This window comes from Streptomyces aureocirculatus, from assembly GCF_000720475.1.
GTDB lineage: Bacteria > Actinomycetota > Actinomycetes > Streptomycetales > Streptomycetaceae > Streptomyces > Streptomyces aureocirculatus.
This window is the reverse complement of sequence record NZ_JOAP01000007.1, coordinates 250,672-264,486: the sequence shown is the minus strand read 5'-3', so window position 1 is coordinate 264,486 and position 13,815 is coordinate 250,672. Positions and strand designations below refer to the sequence as shown.

General features: G+C 74.0%; 12 protein-coding genes. 9 read left to right on the top strand and 3 right to left on the bottom strand.

Annotated elements, in window-relative coordinates; genetic code table 11:
• Window positions 1-25 precede the first annotated feature (25 nt).
• From IG78_RS0109250 to IG78_RS0109220, 7 genes are all read left to right on the top strand, one after another.
• The gene (locus IG78_RS0109250; RefSeq protein ID WP_030561013.1) at window positions 26-2,086 is read left to right on the top strand and encodes an LpqB family beta-propeller domain-containing protein; all 2,061 of its coding nucleotides are present in this window, start codon (window positions 26-28) and stop codon (window positions 2,084-2,086) included.
• A complete protein-coding gene (locus tag IG78_RS0109245; RefSeq protein WP_030561011.1) occupies window positions 2,083-3,027 on the top strand; it encodes a S66 peptidase family protein in 945 nt (314 codons plus the stop codon). The genes IG78_RS0109250 and IG78_RS0109245 overlap by 4 nt, the downstream gene beginning before the upstream one ends.
• 95 nt (window positions 3,028-3,122) lie before the next feature.
• A complete protein-coding gene (locus IG78_RS0109240; protein WP_225881930.1) occupies window positions 3,123-4,958 on the top strand; it encodes a CocE/NonD family hydrolase in 1,836 nt (611 codons plus the stop codon).
• A 216-nt stretch (window positions 4,959-5,174) separates the two neighbouring features.
• On the top strand, window positions 5,175-5,435 hold the full coding sequence (locus IG78_RS0109235) for a LapA family protein (protein WP_030561007.1): 261 nt from the start codon (window positions 5,175-5,177) through the stop codon (window positions 5,433-5,435).
• Window positions 5,436-5,493: 58 nt separating this feature from the next.
• The gene (locus tag IG78_RS0109230) at window positions 5,494-6,063 is read left to right on the top strand and encodes a GNAT family N-acetyltransferase (RefSeq protein WP_030561006.1); all 570 of its coding nucleotides are present in this window, start codon (window positions 5,494-5,496) and stop codon (window positions 6,061-6,063) included.
• Between the two features lie 32 nt (window positions 6,064-6,095).
• A complete protein-coding gene (locus IG78_RS0109225) occupies window positions 6,096-6,992 on the top strand; it encodes an arginase family protein (protein ID WP_030561004.1) in 897 nt (298 codons plus the stop codon).
• A 71-nt stretch (window positions 6,993-7,063) separates the two neighbouring features.
• On the top strand, window positions 7,064-9,022 hold the full coding sequence (locus tag IG78_RS0109220) for a DUF5107 domain-containing protein (RefSeq protein ID WP_030561002.1): 1,959 nt from the start codon (window positions 7,064-7,066) through the stop codon (window positions 9,020-9,022).
• Between the two features lie 92 nt (window positions 9,023-9,114).
• Here IG78_RS0109220 and IG78_RS0109215 read toward each other — a convergent pair whose 3' ends face one another.
• Window positions 9,115-9,474, bottom strand: a complete 360-nt coding sequence (locus tag IG78_RS0109215; RefSeq protein ID WP_030561000.1) for a VOC family protein — start codon at window positions 9,472-9,474, stop codon at window positions 9,115-9,117.
• Between the two features lie 151 nt (window positions 9,475-9,625).
• Here IG78_RS0109215 and IG78_RS0109210 point away from each other — a divergent pair, with 151 nt between their 5' ends.
• On the top strand, window positions 9,626-10,261 hold the full coding sequence (locus IG78_RS0109210) for a phage holin family protein (RefSeq protein ID WP_051852455.1): 636 nt from the start codon (window positions 9,626-9,628) through the stop codon (window positions 10,259-10,261).
• Between the two features lie 24 nt (window positions 10,262-10,285).
• Here the strand turns inward: IG78_RS0109210 and IG78_RS0109205 are convergent, their stop codons facing one another.
• Window positions 10,286-10,897 (bottom strand): AAA family ATPase, encoded by a 612-nt coding sequence (locus IG78_RS0109205; protein WP_225881929.1) that lies wholly within the window; start codon window positions 10,895-10,897, stop codon window positions 10,286-10,288.
• Between the two features lie 30 nt (window positions 10,898-10,927).
• A complete protein-coding gene (locus tag IG78_RS0109200) occupies window positions 10,928-12,031 on the bottom strand; it encodes an enolase C-terminal domain-like protein (protein WP_030560994.1) in 1,104 nt (367 codons plus the stop codon).
• 332 nt (window positions 12,032-12,363) lie between these two features.
• On the opposite strand from IG78_RS0109200, the gene IG78_RS0109195 reads away from it, so the two are divergent.
• Window positions 12,364-13,815, top strand: a complete 1,452-nt coding sequence (locus IG78_RS0109195) for an NAD(P)/FAD-dependent oxidoreductase (RefSeq protein WP_051852473.1) — start codon at window positions 12,364-12,366, stop codon at window positions 13,813-13,815.

Below are 13,815 nucleotides of genomic sequence, written 5' to 3'. Positions count from 1 at the left end.
ACGGCCCGACCGACCCCTGGGGGAGATGGACGACATGGCTCAGACCAAGCCCTACGGCTCGTGGCTGTCCCCGATCGACGCCGCGCTCGCCGCGGCCCACGACGGCAGTCCCGCATTCGTCGGTTTCGTGGGGGACGAGGCGTGGTGGACGGAGCCACGCCCCACCGAGGGCGGCCGGCGGGCCCTGGTGCGGCGCCGCCCCGACGGCCGCGAGGAGTCGGTGCTCCCCGCCCCGTGGGACGTCCGCAGCCGTGTCATCGAGTACGGCGGCCTGCCCTGGGCGGCGGACGCCCGCGCGGGCGATGCGCGCGGGCCGCTGCTCGTCTTCGCCGACTACGCCGACCAGCGCCTCTACGCGTACGAACCGGACGTACCCGAGAGCGAACCCAGACCCCTGACGCCGCTGTCCGCCATCGGTGGGGGGCTGCGCTTCGCCGATCTGCGCCTGCACGGGGACCGCGGCGAAGTGTGGTGCGTCCTGGAGGAGTTCACCGGTGAGCGGCCTACGGACGTCCGCCGGGTGGTGGCCGCCGTGCCCCTCGACGGCTCGGCCGCCGACGACCGGCCGGCCGTGCGGGAGCTGTCCGACGGTCGGCACCGCTTCGTCACGGGACCGCGGCTCGCACCGGACGGGACCCGGGTCGCCTGGATCGCCTGGGACCATCCCCGGATGCCGTGGGACGGCACGGAACTCCTGGTCGCCGACGTCCGCGGGGACGGCACCTTCGACACCCCCCGGGTGCTCGCGGGCGGCCCCGAGGAGTCCGTCGTCCAGGCCGAATGGGACCGGCAGGGACGGCTGTTGTTCGTCAGCGACCGCACCGGCTGGTGGAACCTGTACCGCGCGGCACCCGACGGCGCGGCGCCCCACAGCGCGGCGCCCCACAGCGCGGCACCCGACAGCGCGGCACCCGACGGCACGGCGCTCGCGCTGTGCCCGCGCGAGGAGGAGTTCGGCGGACCGCTGTGGCAGCTCGGCCTGAGCTGGTTCGCGCCCCTGGACAGCGGCCTGATCGCCGTCGTGCACGGCACCGGCGCCACCGCGCTCGGCATACTCGACCCCGAGACCGGCGAGGTCGTCGACGCGGCCGGGCCCTGGTCGGAGTGGTCGGCCTCGCTCGCCGCCCACGGCACCCGGGTCGCCGGGATCGCCGCGAGCCCCCGCAGCGCCTACGAGGTCGTGGAGCTGGACACCCGCACCGGGCGGGCCCGCGTCATCGGCGCCGCACACGACGATCCCGTCGACCCCACGTACTACCCCGAACCGCAGATCCGCACCTTCCTCGGCCCCGAAGGACGCGAGATCCACGCCCACATCTACCCGCCGCACCACCCCGGCCACCTCGCGCCCGGCGACGAACTGCCGCCGTACGTGGTGTGGGCGCACGGCGGCCCCACCGGCCGCGCCCCCCTCGTCCTCGACCTGGCCATCGCGTACTTCACCTCACGCGGCATCGGCGTCGCCGAGGTCAACTACGGCGGCTCCACGGGATACGGCCGCGCCTACCGCAACCGGCTCCGGGAGCAGTGGGGCGTCGTCGACGTCGACGACTGCGCGGCCGTCGCGCTCGCCCTGGCCGACGAGGGCACCGCCGACCGCGCGCGGCTCGCGATCCGCGGGGGCAGCGCGGGCGGCTGGACGAGCGCGGCGTCGCTGGCGACCACGGACGTGTACGCCTGCGGCACGATCCTCTATCCCGTCCTCGACCTGGACTCCTGGCGCGACGGGGGCACCCACGACTTCGAGTCGCAGTATCCGGAGACCCTCATCGGCCCCTACGCCGAGGTGCCGAGCCGGTACGAGGAGCGGTCGCCCGCCCGCCACGCCGACCGGATCACCGCTCCGTTCCTGCTGCTCCAGGGCCTGGACGACGTGATCTGTCCGCCCGCCCAGTGCGAGCTGCTCCTGGAGCGCATGGAGCGGCGCGGCGTGCCGCACGCGTACATCGCCTTCGAGGGGGAGGGGCACGGATTCCGGCGGGCGGAGACCGTCATCCGGGTCCTGGAGGCGGAGCTGTCCCTGTACGCGCAGGTGTTCCGCCTCGACCCGGCGGGCGGGACGCCGACGCTGGAGCTGGCCAAGTGAACAACGCCGCCCCCACGGCCCCCCTGGCCCGGCCCCCGCGTCTCCTGCCGGGCGCGCGGGTCGCGGTCGTCGCCCCGAGCGGGCCCGTACCCGAGGACCGGCTACAGGCGGGGCTCGACCTCCTGCGCGGCTGGGACCTGGACCCGGTCGTCGCCCCGCACGTCCTGGACCCGCACCCGGAGTTCGGCTACCTCGCGGGCACCGACGCCGACCGGGCCCGGGACCTGGAGCGGGCCTGGTGCGACCCGTCGGTGTCGGCGGTGTTCTGCGCGCGCGGCGGATACGGCGCCGCGCGGATGGTGGAGCTCGTGGACTGGAACGCCCTGCGCGCGGCCGGGCCCAAGGTGTTCCTCGGGTTCAGCGACGTCACCACGCTGCACGAGGCGTTCGCGCTCCGGCTCGGCCTCGTGACCCTGCACGGGCCGATGGTCGCGGGCGCCGACTTCCTCAAGAACGCGCAGGCCCAGGAACACCTGCGCCGCACGCTTTTCGAACCCGAGGCGGTCCAGGTCATCGCCTCCCCCGGCCGCACCCTGGTGGGCGGCAGGGCACGCGGGGTCACACTCGGCGGCTGCCTCTCGCTGCTCTCTGCCGACTTGGGGGTGCCCGCGGCGCGGCGGTCCGCGCGGGGCGGGCTGCTGTTCATCGAGGACACGGGGGAGGAGCCGTACCGGCTCGACCGCTGTGTGACGCAGCTCCTTCGCGCCGGATGGCTGGAGGGGGTCGCGGGGATCGCCCTCGGCTCCTGGGAGGAGTGCGGTCCGTACGACGCCGTGCGCGCCGTCCTGCTCGACCGGCTCGGCGATCTGGGCGTACCGCTCGTGGAGGACTTCGGCTTCGGGCACTGCGACGGGGCGCTCACGGTGCCGTTCGGCGTGCCGGGCGAGCTGGACGCGGACACGGGAATGCTCCGACTGGACGTGCCCGCGCTCGCCGCGTGAGCCCCGAGCCGACACCTACCCGGCGGTAGGCGGTTGTCCTCTGCGTGAAGGTCCTCGCATTCCGTGTATCCCGAGCAACCCGAGCGATTCCCGGGGTGGGCCCGACCCGCCGCAGGTGGCGTGCCCTGCGCCGCGGGCTCACCGCACTGGCCGGGGCAGCGCTGCTCGCACCGCTCGTGCTCGCCGCCCCCGTCGCCGGGGCCCACGAGGACGGGCGGACCGCCGCACGGACGGGCACCGGCGGGTACAGCGTCACGCCGCTGAGGTTCACCGTCCCCGCCGGTGGCCGGAACTGCACCGTCGACGCCGACCTGTACCGGCCCGCGGGCGTCGACCGCGCCCACCCCGCGCCCGCCGTCCTCGCGACCAACGGGTTCGGCGGCAACAAGTCGGACGTCCCCACCGCCGCCCTCGGCAAGGCGGTCGCCGGACAGGGTTACGTCGGACTCGTCTACTCCGGGCTCGGCTTCGGCGCCTCGGGGTGCCTGATCTCCCTGGACGACCCGGAGATCGACGGCCGCGCGGCCTCCGGGCTGCTCGACTTCCTCGCCGGAGCACGCGCCGCCGACGACGGCACCGTGGCCGACTTCGTCACCCGGGACGGCCGGGGCGACCCGCGCGTCGGCATGCTCGGCGCGTCCTACGGCGGAGCCGTCCAACTGGCCACGGCCGCCGTGGACCACCGCGTCGACGCCCTGGTCCCGCTGATCACCTGGCACGACCTGGCGTACTCGCTCGCGCCCAACAGCGCCGTCGAGCCCGCGGGGGCGGGCCGGGAGGCACCGGGGGCGGCGAAGTGGCAGTGGATCAACGGCTTCCACGCGACGGGCGAGGGCCAGCCGCTCGCCGTGCCGGGCCTGGACCCGACCCGTTTCAACGCCCTTGACTGCCTCCACTTCGTCACCCAGGCGTGCACGGCCTTCCGCACCCTCAACTCCGGCCGCTACCCGGCAGCCGAGACCCGCCGCGTGCTGGACTACTTGCGCAGCGTGTCACCCGTCTCCTACCTGCCGAAGGTCGAGGCCCCCACCCTGCTCGTCCAGGGCCAGGCCGACACGCTCTTCAACCTCAACGAGGCCGCGGCGACGTACCGGACCCTCAAGCGGCAGGGCACCCCCGCCAAGATGATCTGGCAGGCCTGGGGCCACAGCCGCGGCATGGACACACCACCGGCAGGGGAACTCGACCTCGGCGACGGCACCCTCGACACGAGCTACGTCGGCAGGCGCATCCTCGCCTGGTTCGAGAGGTACCTGCGCCACGACCGGCGCGCCGGCACCGGCCCCGACTTCGCCTACCACCAGGACTGGATCGACGACCCGGCCCGCACCTACGCCACCGCGCCCGCCGTCCCCACGCCCACAAGGACCCTGCACCTGTCCGGCGACGGCAAGCTCGTGGACCGTCCCGGCGATGTGGTTCCCGGCAGCCGCACATACCGCAACCTGCCGATGCCCACCAGTCACTCGGAGAGTTCGCTCGCAGGCCTGATCGGTCTGACCGACCCGCCGCCGCACGACACCACGAACACCTACTTGAGCTGGACGACCGCGCCGCTGACCGCACCCCTCGACGTCGTCGGCGCGCCCCGCGCGACACTCCGGGTCCACTCACCGGCGACCCAACGCGTGCAGGGCTCGACGGACGCCGCCGACAGACTGGTCCTCTTCGCCAAGCTGTACGACGTCGCACCGAACGGCGCCAGGACGCTGGTGCGACGCCTCGTCGCCCCGGTGCGGGTGCCCGATGTGCGCGAGGCATTCACGCTGACGCTGCCCGGGACGGTGCACCGGTACGACACGGGGCACCGGCTGCAGTTCGTGATCGCGGCCGGCGACGCGGCGTACATCGGGAACCGGGGCGTGAAGCCGGTGACGGTGACGAACGGACGGGGGGAGCCGGGCGAGCTGCGGCTGCCCGTCGTGCGGTGAGCCGGAGCGGCGGACCGCCATCCGGACGGCCTGCGATGGACCGTCACCCGGACGGCCTGCGATGGGCCGTCACCCGGACGCCCCGGGGCGGGCCGTCACCCGGACGGCCCACCACGCCCCGCGTCCGGCGACACCCACCGCGCGGGATCCCGTACGGCTGCCCATGCTGGACCCGGGGGTGCGGCCGGCGCTCCGACGGAACGGAAGGGTCCACACATGAGCCCCAAGAGCTCCAAGGGCGGTTCGCAGGGGCCGTCCACGGCACGGCAGGGCGGCATCGGCGAGCTGATGACGCCAGGCCGGGTGGCCGTCGCGGTGATCGCGGTCCTCACTCTGGTCTTCATCTTCGAGAACACCCGCAGCACCAAGATCCGGCTGCTCATCCCCGAAGTCACCATGCCGCTGTGGATGGCGCTCCTCGGCACCGGCCTGATCGGCGCCCTGTGCGGGGCGTTCTTCCTCAACCGCCGCCGGTGACCGCGGTCACGCGCGGGCGACCGGCGTGAGGGCCCGCACCGACGGGTAGCGTGGCCGGATGCTGCGCATGCACCCCGTCATCCTCGCCGAAGGACCCCGCGTGGGCATACGCCCGTACACCCGCGCCGACGGCGTCGAGTTCACCCGGCGGGCACGGGAGAGCCGCGCCCTGCACCGGCCCTGGCTGTTCCCGCCGACCACCGTCGAGAAGTACGCCGTCTACGCGGACGGGCTCATCGAGGACCCCGCCAAGGCCGGGTTCCTCGTGTATGAACGGGCGGGCGGCGCCCTCGCGGGGTTCATCAACATCAACAACATCGTCGAGGGCGGCTTCCGCAGCGGCGCCCTCGGCTACGGCGCCTTCGCGCACGCCGCCGGGCGCGGCTTCATGCGGGAAGGGCTCGGGCTCGTGGTGCGGTACGCGTTCGGGGAGCTGCGGCTGCACCGTCTGGAAATCAACGTGCAGCCGGGCAACGCCGCCTCCATCGCGCTCGCCCGCGGCGCCGGGTTCCGTCTTGAGGGCTTCTCACCCGAGTTCCTCTTCATCGACGGCGCGTGGCGCGACCACCAGCGGTGGGCTCTCACCACCGGGATGACGGCCCGCCAGGCGGCCGGGAAAGGGCGTTGAGGGAGCCGGTGCCGGTCGCGGAGGATGGCGGCATGCGAAACACCGTGCTCATCGACGCCCCCTCCAATCTGGGCCTGCGCCCGCCCGCCCCCGGAACCGTCCCCGGCTGCTACAAACTCGCAGGCGCCCTGCGCGAACGGGGCATCCTGCGCCGTCTGAACGCCGTGGAGGGCGGCGTCGTGGTGCCGCCGCGCTACGACCGCGGCGACTGGAAGGAGGGCGACGGCGTCTTCAACGCGGCCGCCATCGCCGCCTACACACCGCGCATCGCCGACCGCGTCGAACGGCATGTGCGCGCCGGTGACCTGCCCGTCGTCCTCGGCGGCGACTGCTCCATCCAGCTTGGCGCGTCCCTGGCGCTGCGCCGCATCGGACGGTACGGGCTCGCCGCGATCGACGCGTCCGCCGACTTCCGCCACCCGGGCAACTCCGAGCACGTGGGCGCCGCGGGCGGCGAGGAGCTGGCACTCGCCACCGGGCGCGGCCAGGACGACCTCACCGACATCGAAGGCCTGCGCCCCTACCTGCGCGACGAGGACGTGCGCCTCTTCGGGATGCGCGACGAGGACGAGGACCGGGGTGAGCTCGGCGCCCTGCGGATACCCACGGTCACGGTCGGCGAACTGCGCCAGTGGGGTGCCGCCGACGTGGCCCGCGAAGCGCTCAAGAGCCTGGAGCACACCGCCCTCGACGGCTTCTGGGTGCACCTCGACGCCGATGTCCTCGACCCCTCCGTGATGCCGGCCGTCGACAGCCCCGACGCGGACGGCCTGCACCCCGACGAACTCCTCGCACTGCTGCGCCCGCTGGTGCGCTCCCCGCGCTGCGTCGGCCTCAACGTCACGATCTACGACCCCGACCTCGACCCTGACGGCGCCGCGGGCGACGTGCTCACCGACGTCGTCGTGGCGGCCTTCGCACCGTCCTGACCGGCAGGCGGCCTGGCCGGGGCGGCGCCGAACGTGTTCCATGGCACCATCCGTGAACCGAGGAGGGCGCCTTGGCGACGACCGTACGCCGTGACGTACTGACCCTGCCGGCAGCCCGGTTGGGGGCGGACAACCCGCTGCCGCCGCTGAAGCCGCCTGCCCGGGTGCACCGCGTCGACGACCGGGAGAGGGAGGCGCTGCCGCGCGACATGGCGCGGCAGCTCGCGTACGAACCGCTGCGGTCCGTGCTGCCCGCACGCATACGCGACGGCTACGGCCGCGAGCGCACCCCCACGGACTTCGAGACGATCGTCATCGAGAACGAGCGGCTGCGCGTCACCGTGCTCCCCGGCCTCGGCGGCCGGATCCACTCCCTCTTCCACAAGGCGACAGGGCGCGAACTGTTCTACCGCAACCCGGTGTTCCAGCCGGCGCACTTCGCGCTCAACGGCGCCTGGTACTCCGGCGGCGTCGAGTGGAACATCGGCGCCACCGGCCACACCGCGCTGTCCTGCGCACCGCTGCACGCCGCCAGGGTGAGCGCGCCCGACGGCGGCGAGATGGTGCGCCTGTGGGAGTGGGAGCGGCTGCGGGACACCCCCTTCCAGGTCGACCTGTGGCTGCCCGCGGACTCCGACTTCCTGTACGTCGGCGTGCGGATCCGCAATCCGCACGAGAAGCCGGTGCCCGTCTACTGGTGGTCCAACACCGCCGTGCCCGAGGACCGCAGGGTGCTCGCTCCCGCCGACGAGGCCTGGCACTACGGCTACGCGCACACCCTGCGCAAGGTTCCGGTCCCCGAGCACGAAGGCGTGGACCGCACCCATCCCACGCGCGGCGAGTTCTCCGCCGACTACTTCTACGACGTGCCCGAGGGGACGCGCCCCTGGATCGCCGCCGTCGGCGCGGACGGACACGGCCTCGTGCAGACGTCCACGCCCCTGCTGCGCGGACGCAAGCTCTTCGTGTGGGGGAGCGGACCCGGCGGGCGGCGCTGGCAGGAGTGGCTGACCGAGCCGGGCACCGGCGGCTACGCCGAGATCCAGGCCGGTCTCGCCCGCACCCAGCAGGAGCATGTACGGCTCGACGCGGAGAGCGAGTTCGCGTGGATCGAGGCGTACGGCCCGCTGTCCGTGGCACCGGACACCGCGTACGGCGACGACTGGGCGGCGGCCAGGAGCGAGGTGGGCGCCCGGCTCGCCGAAGCTCTGCCCGCGCGGACGGTGGCCACCGCGTACGAGCGGTGGCGGCCGTACGCCGACACCGAACCCGGCGAAGTCCTCGCCACCGGCTCGGGCTGGGGCGCACTCGAAGTGCTGCGCGCCCGGTACGAGCTGCCCGGCACACCGTTCCCCGAGGCCACGCTCGGGCCCGAGCAGGAGCCGTGGCTCGAACTGCTGCACAGCGGCGCCGTGCCCGAGCCCCGGCGGGTCGCGCCACCGGGCCCCACCCTCGTCGCCCGGCACTGGCGGGACATGCTGGAGACCGCGCCCGCACAGCCGCACGCCGAGTACCACCTCGGTGTGGCGCAGTGGCACGCCGGGGACCTGGGGCAGGCGGTGCGCAGTTGGGAGCGCGGGCTCGCGCTCGCGCCGTCCCGCTGGCCGCTGCTGCGCTGCCTGGCCGTCGCGGACCGGGAGTCCGGGAACGGGGAGCGGGCCGCCGACCGGTACGCGGAGGCCTTCGACGACCTGTGTGCGGAGCGGCGTGACGACGGGGCCGTGTGGGTCGCGGCGACCGCGGCGCTCGGCCGTGAGGCCCTCGACGCGCTCCTCGCCGTGGGGCGCCACGAGGCGGCCCGCGCCGTGTGGGCACGGCTGCACCCCGGCACGCGGGCGACGGGGCGCTTCCGCCTCATCGAGGCGCGGCTGCTGCTCGCGGAGGGTGAGGCCGCCGCGGCGCTCGCCGTCTTCACCGACGGCTTCGAGATCGCGGACCTGCGGGAGGGCGAGGAGACCATCGGCCAGGTGTGGGCGGCCCTGTCGGACGACCCGCTGCCGGGCAGGTACGACTTCCGCAGGCGCCCCTAGGGCCCATCGGGAGGTCCCATCGGGAGGTCCCATCGGGTCCCGGGCACGCCCGGCGACCCGCCCCCGGGCGGGGCGGGTCGCCGGGCGGGAGGTCAGGGCGTCGGGGTCACGTTGCGGTCGACGTACTCGAAGACGGCGCCGTCGGGGTGCATCGCGATGAGGTTGCGCCCGGCGGGCGTGGGCACGGGCCCGGCGACGATGTGCGCCCCGGACGCGCTGAGCGTCGCGAGCGCCTCGTCGACGTCCTTGACGGCGATCGTCGCGGCGACCTTGCGCAGGACTTCGAGCTCCGCCTCGGGTCCGCTCATGAGCAGAAAACAGCCGACCGAGGCCACGGACACGCCGCCCCGCTCGAAACGCATCGCTGTGCTGCCCGTCAGCCGTTCGTAGAACGCGACGGACGCCTCCAAGTCCCTGACGCAGACACGCAGCACGGTTCCCAGGATCTCCATGAGGACGAGCCTAGTTGGCGTCGCGGCACCAGGAGATCCATTCCGCCCACCTCGCGCCGGCCGCGACAGCGGGGCGGGCGCCACCCGTTACGCACCGCAAGCGGCGGGTACTCGGGGGGTCTTGACAGCTCCGTACAGGAAGGACGAGAACATGCCGGTCCAGGACCAGAACGTACCGCTGCAGGACAGGACGTTGGGCGACGTGCTGTCGCAGGTCGTCCGCGACGCGGTGCACGAGTCCCTGCGCCAGACGCTGCGTGACGAACTCCGCGACGAGCTGCGCGCGGAGCTGTCCCACGCCGCGGCCAAACAGCGCCGCAAGGCCGCGCTGTACGCCACCTCCGGCGCCCTCACCCTGTACGCCGGTGCCGCGGCCGCCCTAACCGTCGGCCTGGCGCTCGCGCTCGGCCTGCCCAACTGGGCCGCCGCGCTGATCGTGACCGTGCTGCTCGCCGGTGCCGCCGTGCTGACGCGCAACGCGGCCCGGCCGTCCCCGAAGGGCTCCCGGGCGACCGCACCGCCGGTCCCGGCCGGAGACCCGGCGGCCACCCACGGCACACCCGCTGCTCCTCCCGTGCCCGCGGCGCCCATGCCCGCCGCGACCGCCGCGACGGCGGCAGCTCCCGCGATGCCCGCGACTCCCGCCGCTCCCGTGACCCCTGCGGCTCCCGCGGCTCCCGCGACGCCTCCCGCCGCCGCCCCCACCGGCGGCATCGCGGGCTTCCCCTCGGTGCCGTCGGACGGCGCCCCGCAGCAGCCCGACTCCTCCGGCACGCGGACACGGTGACGCGGACGCGCAACGCGGCGCCGGTCAGGGCGTGAAGCCCGCCCGCGCGATCACCTCGGCCGCGATGTCACCCACCGGTCTGCCGTCCGTCGGCACCCGGTGGGTGCCGGGCGTCACCGAGGCGTCGAGGTGCCGGGCCATATACGCGCTGCGGCGAAGCTGCTGATCGAGTTCCGAGCCCAACTCGCGGCCCCTGAGGCGCTGTTCGACGGTGGCGTCGGTGGCCGTGAGCAGTACCCGGACCAGTCGGGGGCGGCCGAGGGCCTCGGTGAACAGCCACTCCTCGGACGGCAGGACGGCGGCGGTGTTGGTGTAGACGAGGCGGCGGCAGCCGAGGGCCGCGTAGTTCGCCCAGAGCGCGGCGAGGTTGCGGCAGGTGAGCAGGGAACGGTGCGGATCGTCCGGTGGCGCCGGGTGCACGGTGTCGAGCAGATCGCCCTCGATCAGGGCGTGCCCCAGGTCGGCGGCCCGCAGTCGCGCCGAAATCTCCCAGCCCACCGATGACTTGCCCACGCCCGAGCGCCCGCCGATCAGGAGGACGTCGGGTGGGTGTCCGTCGTCAGGGACGTCGGCGTGCTCGGTGTGACTGGCGTGCTCGGTGTGACTGGCGCGCTCGGCGCGACGGTTGGCTTCCATGGTGTGCGAGCGTGCCGGGACCGGGCCCATTCACGCGACCCGATATTCCTTCACGTCCGACGTGCGCAGCACCAGGCCGTGGCCCGTGCCGCCGTCCGGACGGACGGTGCCGCCGGTGGGGTCGAGGGCGCCGTCGAAGAACATCGACTCGATCCGGACGTGGTCGTGGAACCACTCCACGTGCCGCAGGTTCGGCACACACGCGGCGACCGCGACATGTGCGTGCGGTGCGCCGCGGGCCGAAAGCTCCAGGCCGTGCGCCTGGGCGAGCGCGGCGGCGCGCAGCCAGCCGGTGAGGCCGCCGCAGCGCGTCGCGTCGGCCTGGAGGCAGTCGACGGCCGGGACCGTGCGGGCGAAGTACGGCAGGTCGGAGCCGCGTCCGCCCGCCACCACGTCACTGACGAGCGCGTCGCGCACCAGCGTCAGTCCGTGCAGGTCGTCCGCCGCCACCGGCTCCTCGAACCAGCCCACGCCGTGCTCGGCGAGCACCCGCCCGACCCGCACGGCCTGCTTGCGCGTGTACGCGCCGCCCGCGTCGACGTACAGTTCGGCCTGTCTGCCGACGACCTCACGCGCCGTGCGCACCCGGGCCACGTCACGGGCGGCGGCCCGCCCCCAGCCCTCCCCGATCTTGATCTTGACGCGCGGGATGCGCTGCCCGTGCACCCAGCCGTTGAGCTGGGCCGCGAGATGGGTGTCGTGGTACGTGGTGAAGCCGCCGCTGCCGTAGACGGGGACCTCATCGCGGGCCGCGCCGACGAGACGTACCAGCGGCACTTCGAGCAGCCGGGCCTTGAGGTCCCACAGGGCGATGTCGAGTGCCGATATCGCCCGGCACGCGAGGCCCTGGGGGCCGGTGTCGCGCACCGCCTTGACCAGCGCGTCGTGCGCCGCGGGGATGGCGAAGGCGTCACGGCCCCTGAGCACGGGGGAGAGGACTTCCTGGACCAGGCCGACGGTGGCGGCGGGCGCGTACGTCCAGCCGGTGCCGGTGGCGCCGCCTCCGGTCACCTCCACCACGACGATCGTCGTGGCGTCCCACGCGAACGTGCCGTCGGCCTCCGGCGCGTCCGCCGGGATCGTGTACGCCGACACGGCGGGGGCCTCCACGCGGACGGGTCCGGAGTCGGGCATGGGCGGCCTTTCGCCTGGAGCTGCCTGGGGCTGGCTGGGGCTGAACCGGGATTGACCTTGGGCCGAACTGGAATTGGCTGGGGTGAACTGGGACTGACCTGGGACTGGGGGTGCGCAAGGGGTCGGCCGGGTCCCGGCGAGACCTCCGCGGCCTCGCGGGGACGGCCTACCACCCGGGTAGCCCGAAGGCGTGGCGGCAAACGGCGGTGTGTTTCACAGCCGTGCACCAGGGCACGCGGGAAGCTCGCGCCGGAGCACACCGGACGTACCGGACAACGCCGGAGGACTTTGTGAGCCGAACTTTCAGTCGCACCGCGGGCCGCCCCCACGTCGTGATCGTCGGCGCCGGGTTCGCGGGGTTCCAGGCCGCCCGCACCCTGTCCCGGCTGACCCGACGCCGCGTCGACATCACCTTGCTCAACCCCACCGACTACTTCCTGTACCTGCCGCTGCTTCCCCAGGTCGCCGCCGGTGTCCTCGAACCGCGCCGGGTCACCGTGTCGCTCGCCGGGACCCTGCGCCACGTACGCCTGGTGCTCGGTGAGGCCGATGGCATCGACCTGGACCGGCGCACCGTGCGCTACACCGGACCCGAGGGCGACGCCGACGAGCTGAGCTACGACCGGCTCGTCCTCGCCGTGGGCAGTGTCAACAAGCTCCTTCCGGTGCCGGGTGTCGCCGAGAACGCCCACGGCTTCCGCGGGCTGCCCGAGGCGCTGTATCTGCGCGACCATGTGACCCGGCAGATCGAACTCGCCGCGGCCGCGGACGACGCCGAGACCTGCCGCTCGCGCTGCACGTTCGTGGTGGTGGGCGCCGGTTACACCGGCGTCGAAGTCGCCGCGCACGGCCAGTTGTTCACCCAGTCCCTGGTGCGCCGCCAACCCTTGCGGGCGGGCATCCGGCCCCGCTGGGTGCTGCTCGACATCGCCGAGCGCGTGCTGCCCGAGCTCGACCGGCGGCTTTCCGACACCGCGGACCGCGTGTTGCGGCGGCGCGGTGTGGACGTCCGTACCGGCACGTCCGTGAAGGAGGCCACGCGCGACGGCGTCCTGCTCGACGACGGCGACTTCGTGCCCACCCGCACCCTCGTGTGGTGCGTGGGCGTGCGGCCCGACCCGCTGGTCGCGTCGGTCGGCAAGCCGCTGGAGCGGGGCCGCCTCGTCGTCGACCCGTTCCTGAATGTGCCTGAGCACCCGGAGGTGTTCGCGTGCGGCGACGCGGCCGCCGTGCCCGACCTCGCCAAGCCGGGCCAGTACACGGCGATGACCGCCCAGCACGCCTGGCGGCAGGGCAAGGTCGCGGGCACCAACGTCGCCGCCTCGCTCGGTATCGGCGAGCGCCGCTCCTACCGCCACCACGACCTCGGCTTCACCGTCGACCTGGGCGGCGTGAGCGGCGCCGCCAACCCCCTTGGCGTACCGCTGTCCGGGCCGCTCGCCGGGGCCGTGACCCGCGGGTACCACCTGGCCGCGATGCCGGGGAACCGGGTGCGGGTCGCCGCCGACTGGCTCCTGGACGCGGCCCTGCCCCGCCAGGGCGTGCAACTGGGCCTCGTGCGGTCCTGGTCCGTGCCGCTCGAATCGTCGTCCCCGGAACTCGCCCGCGTACCGGCGCCGGACAAGGACACGGCGAAGAACCAGAAAGACCAGAAGGACGCGAAGGACCAGAAGGACGCGAAGGGAGCGCAGGGCGCGAAGGGAGCGCAGGGCGCGCAGGACACGAAGGACTCAAAGGACACGAAGGACCCGAAAGACCCGAAAGACCCGAAGAACGAGGAGTGA

What these genes read in the sequence shown, in the direction of transcription:
- IG78_RS0109225 (WP_030561004.1), top strand. Translation starts at nt 6,096, where the DNA reads ATGCGAAACACCGTGCTCATCGACGCCCCCTCCAATCTGGGCCTGCGC.
- IG78_RS0109205 (WP_225881929.1), bottom strand. Translation starts at nt 10,897, where the DNA reads ATGGAAGCCAACCGTCGCGCCGAGCGCGCCAGTCACACCGAGCACGCC.
- IG78_RS0109250 (WP_030561013.1), top strand. Translation starts at nt 26, where the DNA reads ATGGACGACATGGCTCAGACCAAGCCCTACGGCTCGTGGCTGTCCCCG.
- IG78_RS0109215 (WP_030561000.1), bottom strand. Translation starts at nt 9,474, where the DNA reads ATGGAGATCCTGGGAACCGTGCTGCGTGTCTGCGTCAGGGACTTGGAG.
- IG78_RS0109230 (WP_030561006.1), top strand. Translation starts at nt 5,494, where the DNA reads ATGCTGCGCATGCACCCCGTCATCCTCGCCGAAGGACCCCGCGTGGGC.
- IG78_RS0109200 (WP_030560994.1), bottom strand. Translation starts at nt 12,031, where the DNA reads ATGCCCGACTCCGGACCCGTCCGCGTGGAGGCCCCCGCCGTGTCGGCG.
- IG78_RS0109235 (WP_030561007.1), top strand. Translation starts at nt 5,175, where the DNA reads ATGAGCCCCAAGAGCTCCAAGGGCGGTTCGCAGGGGCCGTCCACGGCA.
- IG78_RS0109210 (WP_051852455.1), top strand. Translation starts at nt 9,626, where the DNA reads ATGCCGGTCCAGGACCAGAACGTACCGCTGCAGGACAGGACGTTGGGC.